Annotated in this window: 22 protein-coding genes and 1 tRNA gene; 5 read left to right on the top strand and 18 right to left on the bottom strand. The window is 67.8% G+C overall.

Annotated elements, in window-relative coordinates; translation table 11 throughout:
* Nucleotides 1-88: 88 nt before the first annotated feature.
* Entirely contained in the window at nt 89-979 is an 891-nt protein-coding gene (locus O9271_RS17500; RefSeq protein WP_298272571.1) for a hypothetical protein, read from the top strand.
* Nucleotides 980-1,025: 46 nt separating this feature from the next.
* Here the strand turns inward: O9271_RS17500 and O9271_RS17495 are convergent, their stop codons facing one another.
* The 8 genes from O9271_RS17495 to O9271_RS17460 all read right to left on the bottom strand — a co-directional run bounded on the left by O9271_RS17495 (nt 1,026) and on the right by O9271_RS17460 (nt 9,229).
* Nucleotides 1,026-1,637 carry a hypothetical protein gene (locus O9271_RS17495; protein ID WP_298272569.1) on the bottom strand — a complete coding sequence of 204 codons (612 nt, stop codon included), beginning with the start codon at nt 1,635-1,637 and terminating at the stop codon, nt 1,026-1,028.
* Between the two features lie 112 nt (nt 1,638-1,749).
* Nucleotides 1,750-2,655: an EamA family transporter gene (locus O9271_RS17490; RefSeq protein ID WP_298272567.1), complete on the bottom strand. Its 906-nt coding sequence runs from the start codon at nt 2,653-2,655 to the stop codon at nt 1,750-1,752.
* Nucleotides 2,652-3,761: an alpha/beta hydrolase gene (locus O9271_RS17485; RefSeq protein ID WP_298272564.1), complete on the bottom strand. Its 1,110-nt coding sequence runs from the start codon at nt 3,759-3,761 to the stop codon at nt 2,652-2,654. The genes O9271_RS17490 and O9271_RS17485 overlap by 4 nt, the downstream gene beginning before the upstream one ends.
* An 80-nt stretch (nt 3,762-3,841) precedes the next feature.
* The gene (locus tag O9271_RS17480; protein ID WP_298272562.1) at nt 3,842-4,732 is read right to left on the bottom strand and encodes a DUF4249 domain-containing protein; all 891 of its coding nucleotides are present in this window, start codon (nt 4,730-4,732) and stop codon (nt 3,842-3,844) included.
* Between the two features lie 5 nt (nt 4,733-4,737).
* A complete protein-coding gene (locus O9271_RS17475) occupies nt 4,738-6,039 on the bottom strand; it encodes a TonB-dependent receptor (RefSeq protein WP_343213937.1) in 1,302 nt (433 codons plus the stop codon).
* A gap of 63 nt (nt 6,040-6,102) precedes the next feature.
* Entirely contained in the window at nt 6,103-7,494 is a 1,392-nt protein-coding gene (locus tag O9271_RS17470) for a TonB-dependent receptor (RefSeq protein WP_298272561.1), read from the bottom strand.
* A gap of 114 nt (nt 7,495-7,608) precedes the next feature.
* Nucleotides 7,609-8,565, bottom strand: a complete 957-nt coding sequence (locus O9271_RS17465) for a FecR domain-containing protein (RefSeq protein WP_298272560.1) — start codon at nt 8,563-8,565, stop codon at nt 7,609-7,611.
* An 82-nt stretch (nt 8,566-8,647) separates the two neighbouring features.
* Nucleotides 8,648-9,229, bottom strand: coding sequence for an RNA polymerase sigma-70 factor (locus tag O9271_RS17460; protein ID WP_298272558.1), 582 nt, complete (start codon nt 9,227-9,229; stop codon nt 8,648-8,650).
* A gap of 331 nt (nt 9,230-9,560) precedes the next feature.
* Here O9271_RS17460 and O9271_RS17455 point away from each other — a divergent pair, with 331 nt between their 5' ends.
* On the top strand, nt 9,561-9,875 hold the full coding sequence (locus O9271_RS17455) for a hypothetical protein (RefSeq protein ID WP_298272556.1): 315 nt from the start codon (nt 9,561-9,563) through the stop codon (nt 9,873-9,875).
* A gap of 99 nt (nt 9,876-9,974) precedes the next feature.
* Here O9271_RS17455 and O9271_RS17450 read toward each other — a convergent pair whose 3' ends face one another.
* From O9271_RS17450 to O9271_RS17425, 6 genes are all read right to left on the bottom strand, one after another.
* Nucleotides 9,975-11,549 (bottom strand): mercuric reductase, encoded by a 1,575-nt coding sequence (locus O9271_RS17450; protein WP_298272554.1) that lies wholly within the window; start codon nt 11,547-11,549, stop codon nt 9,975-9,977.
* A gap of 63 nt (nt 11,550-11,612) precedes the next feature.
* Nucleotides 11,613-12,383 (bottom strand): sterol desaturase family protein, encoded by a 771-nt coding sequence (locus tag O9271_RS17445; protein ID WP_298272552.1) that lies wholly within the window; start codon nt 12,381-12,383, stop codon nt 11,613-11,615.
* 6 nt (nt 12,384-12,389) lie between these two features.
* Complete coding sequence (locus O9271_RS17440; RefSeq protein ID WP_298272550.1) at nt 12,390-12,638, bottom strand: zf-HC2 domain-containing protein; 249 nt, start codon at nt 12,636-12,638, stop codon at nt 12,390-12,392.
* Entirely contained in the window at nt 12,635-13,216 is a 582-nt protein-coding gene (locus tag O9271_RS17435) for a sigma-70 family RNA polymerase sigma factor (RefSeq protein ID WP_298272547.1), read from the bottom strand. The genes O9271_RS17440 and O9271_RS17435 overlap by 4 nt, the downstream gene beginning before the upstream one ends.
* The gene (locus O9271_RS17430; RefSeq protein WP_298272545.1) at nt 13,213-13,815 is read right to left on the bottom strand and encodes a CDP-alcohol phosphatidyltransferase family protein; all 603 of its coding nucleotides are present in this window, start codon (nt 13,813-13,815) and stop codon (nt 13,213-13,215) included. Before O9271_RS17430 ends, O9271_RS17435 begins: the two co-directional genes overlap by 4 nt.
* Nucleotides 13,816-13,824: 9 nt before the next feature.
* Nucleotides 13,825-16,590 carry a hypothetical protein gene (locus O9271_RS17425; RefSeq protein WP_343213936.1) on the bottom strand — a complete coding sequence of 922 codons (2,766 nt, stop codon included), beginning with the start codon at nt 16,588-16,590 and terminating at the stop codon, nt 13,825-13,827.
* 109 nt (nt 16,591-16,699) lie between these two features.
* Between O9271_RS17425 and O9271_RS17420 the strand changes: the two genes are divergently transcribed.
* Nucleotides 16,700-18,112 (top strand): hypothetical protein, encoded by a 1,413-nt coding sequence (locus O9271_RS17420; protein ID WP_298272543.1) that lies wholly within the window; start codon nt 16,700-16,702, stop codon nt 18,110-18,112.
* Nucleotides 18,102-19,547: a DUF547 domain-containing protein gene (locus O9271_RS17415; RefSeq protein ID WP_298272542.1), complete on the top strand. Its 1,446-nt coding sequence runs from the start codon at nt 18,102-18,104 to the stop codon at nt 19,545-19,547. The genes O9271_RS17420 and O9271_RS17415 overlap by 11 nt, the downstream gene beginning before the upstream one ends.
* A gap of 235 nt (nt 19,548-19,782) precedes the next feature.
* On the opposite strand, the gene O9271_RS17410 is transcribed toward O9271_RS17415, so the two are convergent.
* The 4 genes from O9271_RS17410 to O9271_RS17395 all read right to left on the bottom strand — a co-directional run bounded on the left by O9271_RS17410 (nt 19,783) and on the right by O9271_RS17395 (nt 22,426).
* Nucleotides 19,783-19,855 (bottom strand) — tRNA-Phe (locus tag O9271_RS17410).
* A 96-nt stretch (nt 19,856-19,951) separates the two neighbouring features.
* Nucleotides 19,952-20,341, bottom strand: a complete 390-nt coding sequence (gene queF, locus O9271_RS17405; RefSeq protein ID WP_298272540.1) for a preQ(1) synthase — start codon at nt 20,339-20,341, stop codon at nt 19,952-19,954.
* A gap of 75 nt (nt 20,342-20,416) precedes the next feature.
* A complete protein-coding gene (locus tag O9271_RS17400; RefSeq protein ID WP_298272538.1) occupies nt 20,417-21,355 on the bottom strand; it encodes a rhomboid family intramembrane serine protease in 939 nt (312 codons plus the stop codon).
* A 39-nt stretch (nt 21,356-21,394) separates the two neighbouring features.
* Nucleotides 21,395-22,426, bottom strand: coding sequence for a D-alanine--D-alanine ligase (locus O9271_RS17395; RefSeq protein ID WP_298272535.1), 1,032 nt, complete (start codon nt 22,424-22,426; stop codon nt 21,395-21,397).
* 184 nt (nt 22,427-22,610) lie between these two features.
* On the opposite strand from O9271_RS17395, the gene O9271_RS17390 reads away from it, so the two are divergent.
* Nucleotides 22,611-23,084: a hypothetical protein gene (locus O9271_RS17390; protein ID WP_298272532.1), complete on the top strand. Its 474-nt coding sequence runs from the start codon at nt 22,611-22,613 to the stop codon at nt 23,082-23,084.
* The last annotated feature ends 2 nt before the right edge of the window (nt 23,085-23,086 follow it).

The raw sequence follows: 23,086 nt of genomic DNA, 5'->3' as shown, positions 1-23,086 counted from the left end.
GACCCCTGCGGCTACCTTGTGTCGTCCGTCCGTCCGTCCGTCCGTCCGTCTGTTGCGCTCGCGATCGCCTCCTCCTTACCCGCTTGTCATGCCGCTGCGTCGCGCCCGTCGCCTTGTCTCGCCGGTTCTCTCCCTGCTTGTGGCAGGCGCCTGCGCCGGCCGAACACCGGCGGCAGCGCCCGATGCCGTGCCGGTGCGCGCCGCGCCCGCCGAGCCCACCCCCGTCCCCGACGCCTCGGGGCTGCCGTCCGGCTTTGCCGAGCAGTTCGCCGCGGCCGACCTGCGCGCCCGGGCGGTCAGCTTCTGGCTGCAGTGCACGGCCACCGTCGCCCGGCTGCGCGCCGAAGGCACCTACGGGCCGGCAGCGCGGGCGCCGCGGGCCATCGTGTGTGAGCGGACGGCCGATGGCGTACCGGTGGGGGGCGTGTACGACATCGACAGCGCGTACACCACCGTGCGCCGCTTGCAGCTCGTGCGTCTCGATGGGGCACGGCCGCGCTACACCGACCCGGTCGACACCGCGCGCCTGGCGCGCGCCGCCAAGCTCGCCCGCGACGTCACGGTCCTCGTGCGCCCCACCTGGAGCAAGCGTGCTCGCCCCTTCTCGGTGGTACCGGTCACGGTCGCCGACGGCGCTCTCGAGGCCTGGGTGATCCCCCGGGCAACCAAGGCCCGCAGCATCGTGACCGGCGGCGATGCGGGGTACACGCGTGACGCCGCCGGTGCACTGCAGCTGCTTGCCGACCGTACCACCACCTGGACGCAGCTCAATCTCCCTCCCACCGGGCCGCTGCGCCTGTACAGCAGTGTACGCGACGTGGCGGCCGTGAGCGATCTCGTCTCTGCACGCTTCCACACCGAGCTCGGACGGGCCGTGACCGTAAGCACCCCACTCGTCGTGAGCACGCTCGTCCCGGGGCTCGATCCCGCCACGGGGTCCCGCTTCGTGTGGCAGCACAGCCGCGTACCCGTGCGCTAACGTGGCCTGATCACGCGGCTCCCAACCGGGAGCGCGGCGGCGGTCGTCAGTCGAGCTGCTCGTACGGGATCTCGGGAAACGGCGGCAGCCCCGCCGCCGCGGCGACCGCCTGCAGCCCTTCGCGCGTATGAAACTCCATGCCGTCGCGATCCACCAGCACCGCACCGGCGTGCTGCGGCGCCAGTCGCCGGAATTCCGCGTCGATGAGCCGGAACCGCTCGATCATCCGTTGCACTTCCTCGTGCGGACGACGGCGCAGCCGGATGTGCTTCTCGATCGTGTCGGTCCCCGACGTCAGCACGATGGTGCGGTCGGGACACCAGTGGGCGCCCATGCCCACCACCTCCTGCAACGCGGCGTGCGTCTCCGGCGGATACTCGGCGATGTGCGCTTCCAGCGTGATCTGCGCCCCCTCCACCAGCACCACGGCCCCGGGTTCGTCGTGCGTGGCCGCATGGCGATAGTTCGCGTCGTACAGCCGCGCAAAGTACGCGGTCACCCCGACCGGATTGCGCCCGGCCTCGATGTCGGCCAGCACGCGCGGGTCCCATACCCCCTGCTCTCCCTCGCCGTACGAGCCGTAGCGATACAGATCACCCAGCTGACGCACGAGCGTGCTCTTGCCGATCCCCGGCCCTCCCACGATGGCGACCCGCACTCAGCGGCACTCCGTGGGGTGGCGAGCGGCCGTCAGCGTGAGGGGAACGATGGCGCGCGTGGGGCCGAAAATGGCGCGGGGCAGGGGAGGGATGAGCACAGTACCACGCAATCTAGCGGCGTGAGGCCAGCTGAATGCCCGCCAGCACCATCACCAGCGCCAGGGCGAGCCGCAGCGTGACCGGTTCACCCAGCAGCACCACGCCCAGCATGATGGCCGTGATGGGGTTGAGCGCCAGGAACACGGCCACGCGCGACGGCGTGGAGTGTCGCAGGGCCCAGATCCACAACCCGAACGCCAACGCCCCACCGCAGACACCGAGGAACAGCACGGCCGCCCACCCCAGCGGCGTCACCTGCGGCACCTGGGCGAGCAGGCCGCTGGCCATGGCCAGCGGTGTCAGTGCCACCGCGCCGGCGAGCATGCTCTGCGCCGAGATGGCCATGGCGTCGTAGCGACGCAGCAGTGGACGTGACCACACGTTGTACGTGGCCCCGCAGAGCACCGTGAGGCTGATCTCCACATACCCCACCCAGGCATCGGCCGCCGCCGGCGGCGCGCCGGCCCCCGCGCCGGGCCACAGCGCCAGCAGCAGACCTGCCAGCGCGATCCCCTGCCCCAGGGCCGCGCGTGCCCGCCAGGGTTCCTCCCCGCGCCACACCGAGAGCCCCAGCGTCACCAGTGGCATGGTGGCGACCACCAGCGCCACGGGCGCCGACGGCAGGTGGGTGAGCGCCGCGCTGAAGCTCCACGGGAACACGCCAAAGAAGAGCACGCCGAGCAGTGTCACCTGCACCCGGTCGCGCCAGGGCATGGCGGGAAAGGCGGCGCCCCGCAACAACAGCAGCAAACACGCCGTGGCCAGGACGTACCGCAGAAAGGCAAGCCCCACCGGGGGGATTTCCAATACCACGTAGCGCGTGACCACCACCGAGGCCCCGAACAGGACGCTCGCCAGCGCCGCGGCCCACGCAGCGTGCCGCCGCGATTCCCCCGCGAGTGACTGCTGGTCGCTCACCGCGGCACGAACGCCAGTGGCCGGACCTCGTCCAGCAACACCTGCAGGAAACGTCCCGGCTCCTCGAGAAACGGCACGTGCGCCGACCAGTCGAGCGTCACGAACCGCTTGCGTGGTGCCGTGATGCGGTCGACGTAATCGCGCGCCGGTTCGTACGGGGTGTGCAGATCGTGCTTCCCCTGCACGATCACCACCGGCACGGCAAACGTCGTCGGCAGCGGGGCGGCCCCCCGCCCCACGAGGGTGCGCGTGGTCCACTGCGTGGCGGCGCGCTGCTCCGCCACCTCGGCGGCCGTGTATTCCGGTGCCCACTCGGGAAGGCTGAACAGCAGGTCGAAGGTGGGCTTGCCGTACCAGCCGCCGTTGAAGTGGCGCGCCCATTTCCGGGTGAGCAGCACGCTGCTCACCGGCGCGCCCGGCCGCGGATAGGGGGCAATGGAGTCGAGTTCGCGCAGCGCGTCACGGTTGCCGCTTTCCGTCGCCAGCGCCCGCAACTTCCGGTACAGGTAGTCGTCGCCGCTGCCGCTCACCTGCCCCACCCCCACGTACGCGTGCACCCACTCGGGGCGCCGCTGCACGAGCGCCATCCCCAGCATGGTGCCGTACGAGTAGCCCATCACGATCACCTTCTCCACTCCCAGCCGCTCACGCACCCAGGCCACCATGGCCTCGGCATCAAGCACGAGCCGGTCAAAGGTCAGCGTCGGGGCGAGGGCGTCCCGATCGGCGCTCACGGCATTCTTGCCCACGCCGCGCTGGTCGTAGTGCACCACCGTGAAGAAGTCTTCCCAGGGGGCCTGGTACGCCCACGCCGAGGAGAGCGTGGGCGTACCGGGGCCGCCGTGGATCATCACGATCACCGGGTTGTCGCGGTGCTTGCCGCGCACGTTTACCCACTGCATGGTGCCATCGACGCGCACCGGCTCCAGCAGCTCGATGCCGTCGGGGGTGTGAATGCGCCGCAGGTCGGCCAGCCGGGCCACCAGCGAGTCGCGCGGAATCGTCGGGCCGACCGCCGACGGTGTGCCTTGTGCAAAGGTCGGCGCTGGCGGCCAAACGACCAGCGCCAGAGCGAGTGCGAGTGCGACCACGAGGGAAGTGGGCATACCTGCATTCTACGCCGGGAACCCCCGGGGCGTGCGCGCGGGCCGAGGGGAAGACTCCGGACGCGCGCCCCGTACCCCTGCTACGGCACCCGCGCGCGGCGCTCCGCTACGGCGCTGGCCGAGAAGTAGCCCAACGCCATCACGTTGGGCCGCGTCACGTTGGCCACGTTGCCGCGCACACTCGACGGCGGAATGGAGAACGGGGAGCCGTCCCCATTGGTCTGTTGATTGAGCGCATCGTAGTAGCGCCACACCGTTTCCGAGATGGAATACTGACGAATGAGGACCTCCTGCCCGCTCCGCACCGGTACCCCATCGAACGGCTGGAACTGGCGGAGTCGGCGCCCCTGGAAGAACTCGTCATTCACGACAATGCGAGCCCTGAACAGGCTGTCCGGCGCGATCTGTCGCACGCCGTCCACGAACTGATCCCAGAGGTAGTAGTTCGCCACCACCGGCGGGTCGCGCAGGTCGATGGTAGCCCGCACCCCCTCCTTGGCGGCATCACGGCGCGGGCGCGCGATGAAGTACAGCGAGTCGATGTTCGCTACCGCATCCAACCGGTCGGTGGACTCGTAAACGTCCCCGCGCCACTCGATGCGCAGGGTGTAGGTGCGCCCCACGGCGGCCACGAGACTGTCGGTGACGTAGGTACCCGACGTGGACGATTCGGCGAACCGCACCGCGCGCCCCAGGTCGTCACGCACCTGCACGACCGCCCCGCGCGCCCCTGGCGTCGGTGCATTCGAAAAGTACGGCGCCGTGGTGGTGAGCCGAATGGACTGACGACCGCTGGGCGCCCCGTTGACGGCCTCGAGGCGCGCCTCGACGACCAGGCGCTCCGGACCGGTGTCCACTTCGATGCCGACGACACGTTCACAACCCGTGGCCAGCAGCTGCACACCGGCCATCAGAACAACCAGCGAAACGCGGTGCGCGTACGTGGCCCGTTGCAGGAGTCGATTGATCATGGCGCTCAGAAGCGGAAGACGTAGTTGATGCTGGGCACCAGACCGAAGATCGAGGTCTGTACCGCTTCGGTGACCAGCGGGTCGTTCGTGCGCTGCCGTACGCGCAGCGCCTGCGCGTTGAACCGGTTGTAGAGGTTCAGAAAACCGAACTGCAGCTCCCCACGGCCCATGGTGCGGGCGAAGTTCAGATCCAGACGATGATAGGCCGGCAGGCGGGCGCCGTTGCGCGCGCCGTACTCGGCCACCAGGAAGCCGTCCAGCATGTACCGCGACTCCGGCAGCGTGGCCGGCAGCCCCGTCGCGAACAGGAAGGTGGAGCTCACCGTCCACTTGGGCTTCCACTCCCACACGCCCACCAGCGACAGGTTGTGCGTCTTGTCGAAGGGCGAGCGATACCACCGGCCACCGTTCACCCCGCCGCCACTCACCGCACCGGCACGCGGCGGCACCGGAAAGCGCTGTTCGGCACGTGCCAGTGTGTAGCTGGCCCACCCACTCAGGCGACCGGTGCTGCGGCGCAGGAACAGCTCGAGGCCATACGCGCGCCCTTCTCCCTGTACCAGCAGCGTTTCGAGGCGCGGGTTCAGCACCACGTCTGCACCGTCGATGTAATCCACCACGTTCTGCGCGCGCTTGCCGTACACTTCGGCCGTGAACTCGTACGCGCCGCGACGGGTGCTGTACCCCAGCGCCACCTGATCCGCCTGCTGGGGCCGGATGAACTCGCCCACCGGCTCCCACACATCCAGCGGCGTGGGCGAGTTGGTGTTGGACACCAGTTGCAGGAACTGCTGCGTGCGGGCGTAACTGGCCTTGAGGCTCGACTGCTCAGTCAGCGAGAAGCGCATGGACGCCCGCGGCTCCCAGCCGTCGTACCGGATGATCTGCCGGTCGTCCGTGATTCGCGTGCTATCGAGCAACCGGCCGGGCTCGTAGCGGGAGAGTCTGGCGTTGTACACCACCGGCGCGTCGTTGGCGTAGCGGTAGCGCGTGTACGGCCCGTTGCGGGAGAAGGCTGCATAGCGCAGGCCATACCGTACGCCAATGCGACTGCCCACCTCTACCTCGTGCCCCAGGTACCCCGCGATCGACGTGCCGTACCGCGTGGGTATGGTACGAGGGCGCAGCAACGTCGTATCACCACGGGGCGCGATGGCGCCCGGGCGGAATTCATGATCGATATACTCGCCACCGAACTCCAGTGACTGCCGATCGGTCAGCCGAAAGGTCTCATCCACCTTCACGCTGGCACTGGCGATACTGGCGCTCCACCGTGCCGAGTCGCGTGGCTCGAGACGAAAGTCCAACCGATAGTCGTACGTGCTGGTCGTGGTGGTGACCTTCGAGAAGAGTCGCTTGTAGGCCTGGTTCTAGCGCAGCGTCGAGGAACGGTTGCCCCACCCCACGCCGATTTGTTCGGTGGGCTGGGCAAAGCGGTCGCGCCCCACGAAGGTGGAAAAGAGCAGGGCGCCGTTCTGGCCAAGGCGCAGGTTGGCCTTGGCGTTGATGTCGTAGAAGAACGCTTCGTTCTGCCGAATGCTCGAGTCGCTCGCAAGGCGCAGAAAGGCGTCGGCGTACGAGCGACGCCCCGCCACCATGAAGCTGCCGCGATTGCCGGGCAGTGGACCTTCGACAATCACGCGACTGGCCAGCAGGCCAATCGACGCGCTCCCGGCAAACTCGCGTATGTTCCCCTCGCGCTGCCGCACGTCCACCACGCTGGAGAGACGTCCACCGAACTTGGCTGGAATGGCGCCCTTGTAGAGGGTCACGTCGTCCACCGCGTCGGCGTTGAACGTGGACAGAAAGCCGAGCACGTGCGACGGGTTGTACAGCGTGGCTTCGTCCAGCAGCACGAGGTTCTGGTCCACGCTGCCGCCACGCACGTTGAAGGCGCTGCTGGCATCGCTCGCGGCTGAAACACCGGGCAGCAACGTGAGACTGCGCAGCGGATCCACTTCACCCAGCAGCGGCGGCGCCTTGCGCACGATGTTCATATCGAGCCGCGCCACGCTCATGTCGGGCAGCTTGGGGTCCAGATCCCCACGTTCGTTCTTGCTCGCCTCCACCTTCATGGCCGTGAGTACGACGGTGCGTGGGCGCAGCGACAAGTCGAGCGTGCGCGATTCCGTCAACTTGATCACGGTGTCGAGGGGCGCAAACCCCAGCGCCCGCACTTGCAGCTGGTGTTCACCCTCGGGCAGCAGCAGCACGTAGAAGCCCTCCTCGTTGGCTTCCCGGTTGGTGGTCCCGTTCACCACGAGCTGGGCGCGCCGCACCACCTCGCCACTCGAGACGTTTCGCACGTAACCGGAGAGCCGCAGCGCATCACGGGAGCGGGGAGCGGCTGCCCGCGGCGCGCGCACGCGCAGCACCAACTGATCGTTGGGGCCCACGAGCAGTTCCAACGACGCATCACGCAGCACCGTGCGCATGGCGTCGCGCACCGGCGTCGCGGCCAGGTTCACCGTGACCAGACGATCGAGTCCGGGCAATGCCCGGTCGGCCACGAACGACAGGCGCGCCTGCATGGCGATCTCCTCGAGTGCGCGCACGAGCGGCACCTGCTGCAAACGCAGGGACACGGGACGCAGCAGGCCGCCGCGAGCCGTGCTGGCGCTGTCCAGTGAGACGTAGTCGCGTGGTGGAGTCACGCGGTTCTGCGCGTGCACTGGTCGCGCCAGTGCGCAGAGCAGCACCGCGGTCAGAGGCACGGCGCGCCACCAGGCATGTCGGCGCGCGCCGAGGACAGTCGAAGTCATGAACGGTATGGATGACAGGACGCTGCGCGCCGGTGCCGTTCGCGTTGGTGCGAGCAGGGCGTGGCGCGGTCGTTCGATCCCAAGACACGCGTCACGCGGAAAACCCCTCAGTGGTCAGGGCTGCAGGTGCACACCATCGCTGTCACGCCGCACGCGCACGTCGAGTGCCAACCCGAGCGCGTCCAGCAGTTGCGGCAGCGACTGCTGCACGAAATGTCCGGTCAGTCGTCGCTCCAGGAGTGCCGGATCGGCATCGATGTCCACGGCGTACCACCGCGAGATGATGGGCAATGCTTCGCGCAACGGGGCATTGTCGAAATGCAGGGCGCCATTCATCCACGCCAGCGCCGAGGTATCGGCTGGCGTGACCTGCACGGTGCCGTCTGCGCGCAGCACGCCGCGCTGTCCGGCCACAATGGTCGTGCGCTGCAGGGGCGCCGTGCGCCGTGCGGTCGTCGTGTCGGCGAGCGCCACGATGCCCTCCGTTACCAGAACGTCCACCCCTGCCTGCTCGGGCCACGCGCGCACCAGGAAGCGCGTCCCGATGTCCTCCACCACGGCGTTGCCGGTGTAGATCCGGAACGCGCGCGTGGTGTCATGCACCACCTCGAGCACCGCTTCACCGGTCAGATACACGTCGCGCGCCCGATCACCGAAATCCTTGCGCCAGCGGGCATGACTGCCGGCGGCGAGGGTGAGGTGACTGCCATCGGGGAGTTGTACGGCCACCCGTTGCCCCGCGGGTGCGGTGACCTCACGGAAGGCGTTCTGCCGATACTGCCACGACAGTCCGGCACTCACCGCCACCAAGGCCGCCGCCGCCAGCGACGCGACGCGACGCCACGGTCGCCCGCGACGCACAGACGCCGCCGAGGTGATGGGCACGATGGTCGCATCGGCCGTCACCGCCGTCTGCGCCACGCGCGCCGCGAGCGCCTGCCAGGCGGCATCGGTCTCCGCGGTCGTGACGACCACCGGGCCACGCGCCGCCCCCGCCAAGGCGCGCTCGAACGCCGCGTCCTCATCAGGAGGATACGGTGAACGATCCACCGGACCGTCGGTCGGGGTCATGACAGCTCCACGGGGGGCATACCCCCATCACACGCGAGATCCACAAATCCCCCCACGGATCGCCAACTCCGCCCGCTGACGCTCATGTCGCCCCCACCATCGCGCGCACCGCTTTCAGCCCACGCGCCAGCTGGTTCTCCACCCCTTTCACCCCAATGCCCAGCACCTCGGCGATCTCGGCGTATGACATCCCCTCGCGCCAACGCAGGTGCATGGCCAGGCGACACCGCTCGGGGAGGCGCTCGAAGGCGTCGTTCACGGCCTGATGCAGCGCGTCCGCCTCGAGCAGGGACGCCGGCGTTTCCGGTTGGCGGTGCAGCAGGCGTACCGACTCCTGCGCCTCGTCGTCGGCCCAGTCCTGCTCCACCGCGTCGCGACGGCGCACGTTCAGCGCTCGGTTGCGCATGGCCGCAAAGAGATAGCTGCGCAGGCTGCCGCTGAAGGCCAGACGCTCGCGGGTGTTCCACAAGGTGAAAAACAGCTCCTGCACCTGCTCTTCCGCCCGCGCCCGGTCGCCAAGATAGCGGCTCCCGAAGGCCACGAGCGGCTCGTGCATCTGGCGAAACACCGACTCCAACGCCGCGGGGTCGCCACCACGAAGGCGCGCGGCGAGTGCGGGGTCCTCGAGCGAATCCGGAGTCAGTGTAGGGGAATCGGTGGGCACGCGGAGTTACACAGGGGCAGACATTGTCGGCGCCACATGGCTGGCGCGTTCACCGCAGTCGATACGCAGGCTCCCCTTCTGAAGTTACGGCCGGTCACACGGCGGCGGCACGCGCCCTGGGGCAAGGGTCGGATGCGCGCCGAAAGTGCCATGGGCACGCAACGGACATGGACGCAGAGCGACCCGCGAAAAGCCAGCGTGCGCGCCACCGTCGTCTCCGGCAGGATGTCGCTGAGCCCCACGCTCGACAGCACGGCAGCGTGGGGGACCGTGTTGGGCACCGATCGACGGGGAAGCGGGTTCACCGACCGTCACCTCCTCAACCGCCCCCATGTTCGACCTTCCGCTTGCCCTGATCCTCGACACCGTGACCCTCGGCTGGCGCCAGTCCACCGGCTGGCGACTATGGTATGGCGCCGGGGCCACCCTCACCCTCGTGATGCTGCTCGTGCGCACCGGGCCCGCGGCGGGGCGATTCTTTCGCGACACGCAGTGGACACCACCCGCCATCTTCATGGGAATGATCGTCTGCACCGTAGGACCGCTCACCGCCCTGACGGCCTGCTCGCTCGCCTGGCCGCTGGTGATGATCGGGCTGGTGTCGTCACGCCGTCGCGCGCGATCCGGGCAGACCGACGTCTCCTGATCGCTCGGCACGCGGGGCGGTATCCCGGGGCCGGGCGCAGGCAAGGCGTCGCAAAGGGAACGGCAGGCGTTACCGCACCTCCGGACCCGCGAGAGCCTGTCAGCGCCACGCCCTGAACCACCAGCCCACAAGCCGCTTCGCCCTCGGGGTGAACCTGCGCCGTCGCCACGCATCGGCCGCACGCCGAAACACCTCGGCCTGGGTCGGATACGCGTGAATGGTCTTGCCGACGGCACCGAGTCCCTCGCCGACGGTGATGGCAAGTGTCATCTCGCCGATCATCTCACCGGCGTGCGATGCCACCAGCGTTGCACCGAGAATGCGATCGCTGCCAGCGGCGACATGGACCTTGAGGAAGCCCTCGGCCTCCCCATCCAATCGCGCCCGATCGTTGTCCTCGAGGCGCACCGTGATCGTTTCGATCGGCTGCCCCGCTGCCGCCGCCTCTTCGGCGGTCAACCCGACATGCGCCACTTCGGGATCCGTGTAGGTCACCCGGGGCACGACCAAGGCGCTGGCGCGCCCGCCACCCAACCCGAAGAACAGTGCATTCGCGACAACCAGTCGCGCCTGCGCATCGGCGAGATGCGTAAACTGCAGTCGCGACGATACATCACCGATCGCATAGACGCGCGGATTGGTCGTGCGCAGACGATCGTTCACCGTGACCCCGGTGCGCGTGTATCCGATCCCCGCAGCCTCGAGTCCCAGCCCTTCCACATTCGGCGTACGACCCGCGGCCACCAGCAGCCGATCGGCGTGCAACACCGGGCGACCGTGGTCACCAACCAAATGAAGGTGGAACGCCGCACCGTCGAACGAGACCCGCTCGATTCGAGCGCCGTTCACCAGCCGCACACCGTCGGACGTCAGCGCTTCGGCCACGATAGCCGCTGCATCGGTGTCCTCCCGTGGCAGGATGTGCCCGTCGGAATGGACGATGGTCACGTCACTGCCGAACCGCGCGAACGACTGTGCCAGTTCGCTCCCGATCGGACCGCCGCCGATCACGATCAGCTGGGGGGGGCGCTCGGTCAGTGAAAAGATCGACTCGTGAGTGTCGTACGGCGTATCGGCGAGCCCGGGAATGGGCGGAAGCGCCGCGCGCGCGCCAGTGGCGATCACCGCACGGCGAAAGCGCAACGTGGCCTCGCCAACCCGGATCGTATCCGACGAGGAGAACGCCGCATGGCCACGAAACACGTCGATCCCCAGCGATCGGAATCGTTCGACGCCATCCACTGGGCTGATATCTGCGCGCAACCGGCGCAACCGGGCCATGACGGCACCGAAGTCCCCGTCAGCCGTGACCGATGGTCCGCCGAACTCGGCGGCCGCACGACGCGCATCGTGCCAGGCGCGCGCAGCGCGAATGACCGCCTTGCTCGGCACGCACCCGAAGTTGAGACAGTCCCCACCGAACAGATGGCGTTCCACCAGTGCCACTCGCGCCCCGAGCCCCGACGCAATCGCGGCCGTCACGAGCCCCGCGGTCCCTGCGCCGACCACGACGAGGTGGTACCGATCCTTCGCCACAGGCGCCAGCCAGCCTTTGGGCGCCACGGTACGCACGAGATCGGCATTCGCCGCATCGAACGGGCGCAGCAGAATGTCGGAGGGCCAGTCGGATGGCGCAGCGTCGTGCATGGGCATCAGCAGAGGGCGAAAGACCATCGGTGAATGCATCACCGCAATGAGTCACGAGCCGGGGGATTCGTTCCCGCTGGCCAGCCGCGTTCAGTTCGCGGCCGGTTCGTCGTCGATGCCGAAGCGGATGTCCGCGAGGTTCGGCGACACCCGCAGCGTACGGGCCACCCGATCCCACCACGTGAGCACCGAACTGAAGTTGGCGTTCTGCTCCGCAACGACGACTGAATGGTGCACCCTGTGCAGATGTGGCGTCACGACGATCGCGCGCAGCAGGCGATCGATCGGCTCGGGAACGGCCACATTCGCATGATGGAACTGCACCACGGCAAACAGGATCGTTTCGTACACGGCCAATTGCAGCATACTCGCGCCAAGGAGCGCCAGCAGCGGGAGACGCGCCAGCGATGACAGCACGATCTCGCCCAAGTGGAAGCGATTGGCCGTGGTCACATCCATTTCCCGATCGCTGTGGTGCAAACGGTGGAAGCGCCACAACAGCGGTACCGTGTGGTTGAGCCGATGCCAGACGTACGTCCAGCAATCGAGCAACAGCAGCACGACCGCCCACTGCAGCCAGGCCGGCCCACCGATCCACGCCCGAATCCCGAACGCATGTGCGTCGCTCCACGCCGCAACCGCGGTCCAGGCGCCAAGAAAGCCGAAGCGGACCACCAGCGCATTCACCAACCCGATCGCCACGTTGCGCGCACCATGTGCCACGCGGGAACCGGTCGCGTGACGACCGGAGAACAGCGGTAGGAACGGATCGATCGACTCCCACAACGCCAGCACCGCGAGGGCACCGAGCGCCAGTGACAGACGCGCACCGAGCACGGCATCCACGAGTGACATGATCATGCGCCGTTATTGCGAGTCCGCCTTGCGCAGCGCCTGCCGGATGCGCTCGCGCAGAGCATCGGTATCGCCGGCGTCCTCGCGTGCTCCCGCCACCACCCGCTCGAACGCCCGACGGAACTCGGCGTGCGGACGGCACTGCTGGCAATCATCGAGATGCGCGTGAATTGCCCGCATGGTGTCCGGCGTGAGCTGCTGATCGAGATAGTCCCACAGCTGGCGCATGACCGCTTCGCAGTCGAGCATGGGTAACATCATGTCTGCGCCCCTCCCCGCGTGGCGCGAGGTGAGAGGCCCGCGTCTTCGGCGTAGGCGGTGAGCGCTTGCTGCAACAGGCGCCGCGCCCGAAAGAGTCGGGATCGCACGGTACCCACCGGGATACCGAGAATCCCAGCCACGGCCTCGTAGGACTGGTCATGCCAGTCCACGAGAATGGCCACTTCACGGTAGACCGACGGCAACGCGTACATCGTGCGGCGCACCGCTTCGCGCAGTTCCTGCCGTTCGAACTGCTCTGCCAGCGTCGATCCGTGCTCCATGGTGTGCGCGGCGGCGGCGAGCGACTCGAGCTCCGGGCTATCCGTCGCCACCTGACGATCCGCCCGTTCGTGGAGACGGTAGAACCGATGCCGCGCGATGGTGAAGAGCCACGCCCTGGCGTCGGTCCCACGTTGAAACTGATGCCACGCTCGCTGCGCGGCCACGAACGTGTCCTGCACGAGGTCCTCGGCTTCGCTTCGGTCACGCGTCAGCGCGAGCGCAAAGCGCATCACATCGGGAAGCCAACGCATGGCTTCTTCCTCGAACAATCCGGACACATCCCTGGCGTCGGTCATGGACGCAAGATACGACGCGCCAGTAGGGTTCGCTGCACCGTCGTGGCGATCAGGAGACCCACCCACACCATGAGAATCCAGCGACTCAACGACGGCATCAGGGCGAGCAGGACGTAGACGATGGTTGTCTCGCCCGCTTCCGCGAGCCCCGCGGTGAACTGAATCGAGCGATTGCCACCTATCTGCCGGTTGGCCCGCTCGGCCAGAGACGACAGCGCCAGCGTCGTGGTGACGGCGAGCACGTACCCGGTCAGGACGAAGAGCCAGAGCAGGCGGTCGGCCGGCATCACGTACGCGAAGGCGCACGCCATGGCCGAATACGCGAGCATGTCCAGCGTCAGGTCGAGGTAGCCACCAAACAACGAATTCGTATTCGCGTAGCGCGCCAGAAGCCCATCGTACCCGTCGGCCACGCGACTCACCAGCCACGCGACGACTCCCGGCATGAGGGCGCCACGTGCCACCAGGGCAGTCGCGACGAGCGCCAGCAGCAGTCCCGTCCACGACAAGGCGTTGGGCGTGACACCGAGGCGATGCAGTACCGGTACCGGCGCGGCTGCATGACGCGCCAGCCAGCGGCGGAAGGGCTCGTCGATCATGCACGAAGGTCAGGGCGTGGAGGGAACGGTCGCACTGCCAAAGGCGAAGCGCAGCGACAGCTGAAACTGTCGCGGCGGCCCGGCGGCGAACAGCTCGATCGGGTCGCCGGGACGACCGAACTGCGTACGGCTGCCGCCTCCACCGATTCCATTGGCGTACCCGCCCCACACGAGCGAGTTGAGGGCATTGAAAACATCCAGCCGCACCTCAAGCCCCGGCGCGCGCTGAGCCAGCGGACGCCCCACGGCACTCACGCCCAGGGTCACGCTCCCCGGGAGGCGCTCGGTATTCCGCCCCACGCCGAAGAAGCGGTCCCCGTTACCGATGAATCCGTTGCCACGGATGGGCCCGCTCCCCAAGAGATCGTAGCGTGCGATGCTGCCATCGGCGGCGACTCGGCCCGCCAGTCGGTTGACCGGCACGCCGGTCTGGGCGTCCACGATGGCGCCGAGCGACAGGCGACGCACCGGGGTGGCGGTCGTCCGTAGCGTAAGACGATGGCGACGGTCGTTGTTGGCGTCGGCCCACTCGTCGCTGGTGCACGAGGCGCCGGTAATCGCGTCCACGCCACTGCGCGCAAAGCAATTGCCTTGCGTCGCCGAGAAATTGAAGTCCTCGGTGTTGTTCCGGGCGCGTGACCATACCCAGTTGCCATCGAGGGTCCACCGGTCGGAGCGCGCGCGGCGCACGGCCACGTACAGTGCCTGGTAGCGGGCCGAGCCACCCGACTGCGCCGTGCTTTCGCGGCGGTATCCGCTGGTCGCCGGCACGTTCGGCCGACTCGCATCACCCGGGCAACTGAACGCACTGGCACAGAAGCGCGGTGTCGTGTCGGCCGCCGTGAGCCGTCGAGCGATGGGGTTGAGGTCCGCCAGCCACGGCAGGTTGCGTGTCTCACTCCATACGACGTCGGCACTCATCGACCACCGGGTGCCGATCTGCCGCTGGTACCCCACGGCCGATTGCCAGCTCATCGGCTGTTCTAGGCCCACCGCAAAGGTCCGGAAGATCTCGCGTGGCACCGACTGAATTTCCGACGCGCTGATCTGCGCCGGCAACTGCCCCGCCCGGAAGGCCGGCGCCGAGGCGCCCTCGTACGTGAGCACAGCGTTCCCGCTGGCCCCGAGCTGAATCGCGTCGGAGTAGATGGCGTAGGGAAAACGTCCGGCATGGCGACCGATACTCGCCCGGACGAGGTCACGTGGGCTCCGCTGCCAGGTGGTCGCCACGCGCGGCTGGATGTTGTCGAGATCGGGCGCACTCTCTCCGCGTGACGTCAGATCGTCGTAGTCCCAGCGAATACCGGTGGTCACGGCGAGCCGCGGCGTGGGTAACCATTCATGCTCGGCGAACGCACCGTACATCGTCTGCGTGAGATTCACCTGCTGGGGCCGCGCATCCACGGTGTACGAGAGCACGCGCACCTCGGCCGGCACATCGCGAATGGACAGCGGGCGTCCTCCCGTTGCAGCGATGTTGCCGTCGTTCACCACGGTATACGCACCGTTCGGATTGGTGCTGGCCGCCGCCAGCGCGAATCGGGCATGAACGACGTCGGCGCCGGCCCGCACACGCTGCGTACGCGACAGGTCGCGCTCGACCACATCACGTAGCTGAATCTGCCGCTCGCGTTCGTCGAAGACGAAGTTGCTGGAGCCCACGACGGCCTGCACCGCGCGATCGGGAGTCACGATGGTGACCTGCGGTTGCGAGAAGTCGCTGCGCACCGGCGGGAAGTACCAGTGATACGTGCCGAACTGCGCCGACAGGGTGTGCGTGCCGCGGCCGTCGGCGCTTGTCGAACGATGCGTGAGCGCGCTGAGCGTGCCGATACGTCGCGTGCGGATATCCGCCTCGGGGGTCACCACCCCGCTGCCGTTCCCGGCGCGATCCACGCCGCTCCCGGCCAACCGCAGCGTGGTCGTTTGCGTGGGCGACCATCCATGGTCCACCCGGAGGTAGCCCTTCACAGTCTGCCGGTGTTCGGTGCCGAGAAACTGCGCCTGTGCCGTGGACCCGATGCGGTCCTCCTGCTCGCTCGTGTATTCGAGAGCGGACCCGACGAGCGTCCGGCCGCTGGCCGATGCCGTACGATACGATCCACCCGCCTGGAGGCGTTCGAAGCCTTCTTGCCTGCGATTCAATGCCTGCGGCACCGCGCCGAATGTCACCGGGAGCCGTGCATCGAGGGGTCGTCCCGGACGTTGGTACACGAAGAGGTCACCACCGCGCGCCCGACCACCGGGCTGGGAGGTCACGTTCACCACCCCATCCGGGCTGCGCCCGAAGGCCGCGCTGTACCCGTTCACGAGGGCGTCCATCCGGGCAATGGCCCCCAATGGGAGATCCACGCGGGGCCCGCCGAGGAAGCCCTCGTTGTTGTCGAGGCCATCGAGCAGATACGACGAATAGAGCGCGTTGCCGCCGTTGAACGACAGGCGCGGCGCGTCACCGAAGAAGCCGGTCGCCTGGGTGATGCCCGGGATGTTGTAGAGCAGGCTGATGGGGTCACGTGCATCGGTGGGAAGCGCCGTCAGCTCGCGCGCTTCGATCGCCCCACCAAGTCCTCTCGATCGCCCGTCGAGCAGGGCACGAGGTTGACTGGCGGTTACCCGGACCGAATCCAGCAGCGATCGGGTGGTGCGAAGCGAGTCGTGCCCGGCGGGGTCAGGCCGGATCTGCGCGGCGGCGTCGCCGGCCGCCGCCAGGCCCGCGAGTGACCAACCGAGCAGAACGAGGTGATGTTTGCGCACGAGGAAACCTTTCATGGACACGCCGTCTTGCTGGGGGGCGAGGCACGTGTTCGAAACACGTCGGACCGCGGCAGTAAGTCGCCGCTCCACCGGAAGGTTCCCGCAGCAAGTCTCACTTCAGCCGTGAAGCATGGTCACCACGTTCGATCTGGTCGCATTCGTCCTGCTGGTCGCTACACTGGCCGTAGTCGGTTGGCGACGCGCCTCGTCGCCCTCCGACTTCACGGTGGCGTCGCGCGATCTTGGGCGCTTTCCGTTGGTGGCGACCTTGGTCATGACCGAATTCAACACCAGCACGCTCATGGCCTTTGCCGCGGCCGGATACGCGGCCGGGCCCGTCGCGCTCATGCTGCCGGGCGTGTTTCTTGTGGGGCTTGGCTTCTACACCCTTACCGTGGCCCGTGCATGGAAGCGCTTCGACCGGTTGTCGGTGGCCGAGCTGTTCACTGAACGCTATTCACCCGCTGTTGGTCGTACGGCATCGGCGCTGCTGCTGCTCGCCATGACGGGGTTTACCGCCACGTACGTGAAGTCGCTTGCACTGCTCTTCGTGCCCTTCATCCCCGGTGTGGTGCCCATGCCGGTGCTGGCGCTGCTCCTGACGCTGGTCGTGCTTGGCGCCGTGTTGCCCGGCGGGTTGCGCTCTGTCGTGCGGGCCGATGTGGTCGGCTTTGCGGTGACCCTCGTACTGCTGCCGCTGCTGCTGTGGTGTGGTGTGAATGTCGCGGCCCCCAGCGGTGGGCTGGCCTCCACCTTCACGGAGGCGCAGCGCGCGTTCGACCCGGTGCGGCAATGGAACGATCCCGTACTACCCCTGCGCTTCGTGATCACGCTGGTGGTGCTCACGTGCTTCACGTATATCGCCGCACCGTGGTATGGTCAGAAGATCTTCGCCGCGAGAAACCCGCGCATCGCCTTTCAGGCGGTGGGGATGAGCGCCGTGCTGGTGTTCCTGCTCTACGGCGTGGTCGTGCTGGCCGCGGCGTACCTGCGCGTCGATCAACCACAGCTGAGCGATCCACAGCTGGCCGTGCCGACCATGATGCAGCGCTGGCTTCCGGGCGGGTTGCGCGGTGTGGGGCTGGCCGTACTGTTCGGTGCCGCACTCACTACCCTGGCGGGCGTGTGGAGTGCGATGGCCACGATGATCGCCACCGACTTTGGTTCCCCCGCATGGCGCACGGTGCGGGCCCAGCGGCAGTTGCTGGTCGTGCTCGCGGCAATGAGTTGGCTCGGGGGCACATTCCTCGTCGATCGCATTCTCGACCGGCTCATCCTCGCCAACATTCCCATCGCGGCGCTGTCTTTTGCACTGCTCGCCGGTTTCCATTGGCCTCGTGCCACCACCGCGGCTGCGTGGTGCAGCATGGCCGTGGGGGTAGCATGGGGCGTGGGATGCTTCCTCGTTGTCGGGGAAGCGGGTGGCTATACGTGGCCGTGGGCGATGTATGGCATTCCGTTGGTGTTCCTGACCGGCGCGGCGGTCACGCTCCTCACGACGCGTCCGTTACACCCTACACCCGAAGAACCGTATGCGGCATAGTCCGTGGGTCCGCGTGGCGCTATTGGTGATGGTCCTGCTCGCGGCGTGGATCCTGGCACGCGCAACCGGACTGCTGGACCTGTTGCGACTCGACCGACTGCCAACGCTCATCCGTACGGCGCGCGAGGTGGCGTGGGCGGCGCCGGCGTTCGTGGTGGGGTACGCGCTCATCACCACGTTTGGCCTCCCCGCCACGCCCATGACGCTTGCCGGTGGCGCGCTGTTCGGCCCGTGGGTCGGCAGTCTCGTCAACTGGCTCGGGGCCACGCTCGGTGCGACTGGCGCATTCGTGCTGGCCCGCGCCATTGGTCGCGATGCGGTCCGCGCCTTGCTCGGCAAGCGGGCAGGGGCACTCGACGCACTCACCGGCGAACAGGCGTTTGGGGCGTTGCTTCGCCTCCGCCTACTCCCGCTCATCCCGTTCAATGGCCTCAACTTCGGCGCCGGGCTCGCCGGGGTGAAGCCTGGCAGTTATGTGCTCGCCACGGCGCTCGGGATCGTACCGGGAACGGTCGTTTATACGTACTTCGCCGATGCACTCCTCGCCGGTGTGGATGGCGCGCGCGAAGCGGCCCTGCAGCGCGTCGCAGTGGCGGGCGTGTTGTTGGTGCTCCTGTCGTTTCTCCCCATGCTCGCCAGACGTGCCGGATGGCTCTCTGCGGCGATCCTCGTGGGCGTGTCGTTCTCCCCCATGAACGCGGCGCCGGCGCAGTCGGCTGCCGATGTACCACAAGCGCTTGTGGATCACGCACCGTTCGACCGGCTGCTGCAGCAGTGGGTGGTGAATGGGGCGGTGGATTACGATGCGTTTGCGGGATCCGCCGACTTTGCGCGTTATCTCGACGCGCTTGCAGCAGCACACCCGGAGCGCATGGCGCCCGCCGACCAGTTGGCCTACTGGATCAATGTGTACAATGCCTACACCATCCAGCTGATCAACAGCCGCAGGGAACGGCGCTCGATCCGCAACATCAACAAGCGGTTCGGAGTGACCCTGAAGAGTCCATGGGCCGAGCCGATCGTGAAGGCGGGTGGACGCACGCTCACCCTCGACGACGTGGAGCACCGCATCATTCGCCCGACCTACAAGGACGCACGAATCCACGTCGCGCTGGTGTGCGCGGCCAAGGGATGTCCACCGCTGCGGAGCGAAGCGTTCGTGGGCAGCCGCCTGGATGCGCAACTCGATGATCAGGCCCGACGGTTTCTCGCGGAACCATTCAAGAATCGAGTGGATGTCGTGGCACGCACGGTGTACGGCTCGCCGATCTTCACATGGTACCGTGAGGACTTCGGCGGAACGCTCGCGGGCGTGGGCGCCTTTTGGGCGCGCTACGTGAACGATGCGTCCGCGCGCATACTGCTGCGTAGCGGGCGCTTCACGTGGGTGGATACGGAATACGACTGGACGCTGAACGCGCGCGCGCGGCCGTAGCGTCGCGAACCGTCGAAGCGAACCTCCAACCCGCCGAGTCACTCCGGGAGACGCACGTCGTAGCGGCCGGGCATCGGCTCGCGGGCGGAAGGGCGACTGAGCCTCCTCCATGGTTTCGTTTGCGAGCTGAACGAAACCACGGATGATCGTTCGTCCCGGACATTTCGCCCGGATGGCCCCCTGAAACGCAACGCGGCGCCCTGACCAGGTCAGGGCGCCGCGTTGTTTTGTGCAGTGGCTTGGGACGGAATCGAACCGCCGACACGCGGATTTTCAGTCCGCTGCTCTACCAACTGAGCTACCAAGCCAATCCAGGTGCGCGGCACGCCGCCGCACCAGAGTCTCGGAATATAGCCGTCGGGTGGGCAAAGGGAACCCGGGCCCCAACCGATCCCGCCTGCTCCCTACCGGTCGTAGCGCGCGGTGATGATGCTCTTGAGCCCACCACGCACGTTGAAATCCCCCACCACCGTCATCGCATGCGGCCGGCACGCGGCCACCAGATCGTCGAGGATGTGGTTCACCGCCCGCTCATAAAAGATGCCGTCGTTGCGGTAGCTCCAGAAATAGAGCTTCAGGCTCTTCAGCTCGAGACACTGCTCGGCCGGCCAGTAGGTGATCTTGATGGTCGCGAAGTCGGGCGCGCCGCCTTCCAGCAGCTTGAGTTCCACCGCGTCGGTCTCAACGCCGCCGAGGGGGCAGAGCGACGTGAACTCGTCGGTCTCCATGTAGATCTCGTACTTCCGATCCGCATACGGATTCGGAAACGTTTCCAGCAGTTGTGGCTTGGGCATGGGCGAAACGTAAATGACACCGAATGAAAACGGGCGCCGCGTGGGCGCCCGCTGAAGCATCCAACGCGCAGCAACTCACGTCAGTTCGCGCAGCCGCTTCGACCACTCGTCCAGCAGCAGCCGCTCGGCCACCGTGAGACTCTCCATCCCGGTGGCCGCAATCTTGTCCAGCACCGCATCGAGCGCCGTGCTCGCCGCCGGCACCACCGCCGGCGTGGGTACCACCGGCTGCTCCTTGGGCTGCGGCTTGGGCGCCGGACGCACCCGTGCCATGGCCGCCTTGCTCTGCGCCACGATGTCGTCGGTCTCGCGCTCCCGCTCGCGCGGGCGGCTGCTCTTGGGGACGGCGCGCGGCGGCTCGTCGCCGTAGTCGGGCGCCGACGCAATGCGGCTGCGGAGGCGGTCGAGACTCCCCACGTTGGGGGCGCGCAGGTAGATCCAGCCGGCCAGCATGCCGCCGATGTGCGCCGCGTAGGCCGTGCCCCCGGTGCTGCCGCTGTCGATCACCGTCATGGTGATGTTGATGAGCGCCATGAACACCACCAGCCACTTCACCTTCATGGGCACCACGCCGAAGAACAGGACTTCGTCGTCGGGCCAGCGACTCGCATACGCCACCGCCACGCCCAGAATGGCCGCCGAAGCACCCACCAGAATACCGGCATTGGGCTGCAACATGGCGTGGAACGCCCACCCCCCCAGCCCGCACCACAGGTAATACCAGGTGAAGGTGCTGGCCCCCCACGACCGCTCCACACGCGGCCCGAAGAGCCAGAGTGTCCACATGTTGAGCAGCAGATGCACCAACCCACCGTGCACGAACATGTAGGTCACCAGCGTCCACAGCGAGCGTGACTGCAGATCGCCGGAGGCGTAGCCCAGCCAGTTGGCCATGTTCGCGTCGCCCACGAGCGTGGCCTGCACGAAATACACGGCCACGCACAACCCGATCAGCCAATACACGGCGCTCGGGGTGCGCGCAGACTCGAACTCGTCGTAGGTGACGTAACTCATCTCAGATCAACGAGGGCGACGCGTTCTTCGATCCCGTGGTCAGCGATCCCGCGACGCCGCGAGGGCCAGCTGCACGATGCGCTCACACAGGTCGGGAAACAAGACACCAGCCGCCGCGGCGGCCTGCGGGATGAGACTCGTGGGTGTCATCCCGGGCAACGTGTTCGCTTCCAGACACCACGGCTGCCCCGCGGGGTCCAACCGGAAATCGATCCGGGCATAGCCGCCCAGCTTGAGCGCCGAAAAGGCCCGCTGGGCCTGATCGGCCAGCGTCGCCTGAATCTCCGCTGGTAGTTCGGCTACGAACTCCTGCGCCATGCCGGGCGTGTACTTGCACTCGTAGTCGTACAGCTCCTTCGCCGGCTGTATCTCGATCGTGGGCAGCACCGCGTCCCCCAGAATGCCCACGGTGAGCTCCCGCCCCGGGACGAACCGCTCGATCATGACCTCGTCGTCGTACCGGAACGCCTCCACCACGGCGGCGTGCAGCGCGCCCGGCTCCCGCACGATGTTGAGCCCCACCGTACTCCCCTGCTTGGAGGGCTTCACCACGACCGGCCAGTCGAGCGCGCGCCCCACCTGCGCCGCATCCAGGCGGCGCACATCGCGCGGCGCCATGATCCAGTCGGCCGTGGACACGCCGGCGGCTCGCAGCACCACCTTGCTCAGGTGCTTGTCCATGGCCAGCGCACTCGCCAGGTGGCCGCTGCCGGTGTACGGCACCCCCACCATGTCCAGCAGCGCCTGCACCGTGCCGTCTTCCCCCTGGCCGCCGTGCAGCGCGAGAAACACCACGTCCGCCTCGGTGACCTCAGGGAGCGTGCCCAGCGTGGGCGACAGCGACTGCGACGCCATGCCGGCCAGGGCCTCGAGCGACGGCGGCGCACTGCCCACGCCCGCCGCCAGCAACCGATGCTCCGTTTCGCGCGTCAGCACGCCCTCGGCCGGATCGAGGCAGATGACCTCGTGCCCCTTCTCGCGCAGCGCGGCCGCGATGCGCAAACCGCTCGACAGGGAGACATCGCGTTCGGCGGAGGTGCCGCCGAGGAGGACGGTGATGGCATGGCGCATCCTGCAAAGTAGAGACCGCAGACGGTAGGGACCACAGCCGACAGTGTGCAGGGTAGGGCCGAGACGATCAGCGGCGCATCGCGGCGAACCGGTCCCCACCCATGACCTCCCGCGCCCGTGACGGGGGACCTGCACCGCGGGTACAGCCGGGCATATCCTCCGATCACCCCCAACGTCCCGATCCATGTCCCCGATTTCCATGCACACCGCCCCGCGTGGCCGCCGCGCCCCCACCGTTCGCGTGTTGGCGTTCCTCGCCTGCGTCGTGAGCGCCTGGGCCATGACCGCCTGCGCCGCCGCGCCCACCGCCAGCGACACCGACCAGACCCCCTCCACCAATCGGGGCATCGTGAGCGGCACCCTCGAGGTAACGGCCAACCCCGCCGACCGGGTGCTCACGCTCCGCAACACCACCGGCGCCGACGTGGGCTACCTGGTCGTCGAACGGGACATGATCACCGTTGCCCTCTTCCCGCCCTGCGGCCAGCGGTGCCCCATTCTTGCGCCCGGCGCCTCCGTTACCGTCCCCTACACGGCCATTGCCGGCTATACACCGCAAGCGCGCGAGGCGCGCGTGCTCTGGTGGAGCTACCGCCGCAACGCCGACGGCACGCGCTCGGCGCAGGGTGCCACGCAAACCACCAGCATCACCCTCTGACC

This window comes from Gemmatimonas sp. (genome assembly GCF_027531815.1).
Classification (GTDB): Bacteria; Gemmatimonadota; Gemmatimonadetes; order Gemmatimonadales; family Gemmatimonadaceae; genus Gemmatimonas.
The sequence above is the reverse complement of the archived record's forward strand: the minus strand, read 5'-3'. Positions and strand labels throughout refer to the sequence as shown.

Coding starts and splice junctions, on each gene's coding strand:
- O9271_RS17400 (WP_298272538.1), bottom strand. CDS start 21,355: ATGAGTTACGTCACCTACGACGAGTTCGAGTCTGCGCGCACCCCGAGC.
- O9271_RS17450 (WP_298272554.1), bottom strand. CDS start 11,549: ATGGTCTTTCGCCCTCTGCTGATGCCCATGCACGACGCTGCGCCATCC.
- O9271_RS17435 (WP_298272547.1), bottom strand. CDS start 13,216: ATGACCGACGCCAGGGATGTGTCCGGATTGTTCGAGGAAGAAGCCATG.
- O9271_RS17390 (WP_298272532.1), top strand. CDS start 22,611: ATGTCCCCGATTTCCATGCACACCGCCCCGCGTGGCCGCCGCGCCCCC.
- O9271_RS17485 (WP_298272564.1), bottom strand. CDS start 3,761: ATGCCCACTTCCCTCGTGGTCGCACTCGCACTCGCTCTGGCGCTGGTC.
- O9271_RS17500 (WP_298272571.1), top strand. CDS start 89: ATGCCGCTGCGTCGCGCCCGTCGCCTTGTCTCGCCGGTTCTCTCCCTG.
- O9271_RS17430 (WP_298272545.1), bottom strand. CDS start 13,815: ATGATCGACGAGCCCTTCCGCCGCTGGCTGGCGCGTCATGCAGCCGCG.
- O9271_RS17415 (WP_298272542.1), top strand. CDS start 18,102: ATGCGGCATAGTCCGTGGGTCCGCGTGGCGCTATTGGTGATGGTCCTG.
- O9271_RS17440 (WP_298272550.1), bottom strand. CDS start 12,638: ATGATGTTACCCATGCTCGACTGCGAAGCGGTCATGCGCCAGCTGTGG.
- queF (WP_298272540.1), bottom strand. CDS start 20,341: ATGCCCAAGCCACAACTGCTGGAAACGTTTCCGAATCCGTATGCGGAT.
- O9271_RS17395 (WP_298272535.1), bottom strand. CDS start 22,426: ATGCGCCATGCCATCACCGTCCTCCTCGGCGGCACCTCCGCCGAACGC.
- O9271_RS17465 (WP_298272560.1), bottom strand. CDS start 8,565: ATGACCCCGACCGACGGTCCGGTGGATCGTTCACCGTATCCTCCTGAT.
- O9271_RS17455 (WP_298272556.1), top strand. CDS start 9,561: ATGTTCGACCTTCCGCTTGCCCTGATCCTCGACACCGTGACCCTCGGC.
- O9271_RS17445 (WP_298272552.1), bottom strand. CDS start 12,383: ATGATCATGTCACTCGTGGATGCCGTGCTCGGTGCGCGTCTGTCACTG.
- O9271_RS17470 (WP_298272561.1), bottom strand. CDS start 7,494: ATGACTTCGACTGTCCTCGGCGCGCGCCGACATGCCTGGTGGCGCGCC.
- O9271_RS17480 (WP_298272562.1), bottom strand. CDS start 4,732: ATGATCAATCGACTCCTGCAACGGGCCACGTACGCGCACCGCGTTTCG.
- O9271_RS17420 (WP_298272543.1), top strand. CDS start 16,700: ATGGTCACCACGTTCGATCTGGTCGCATTCGTCCTGCTGGTCGCTACA.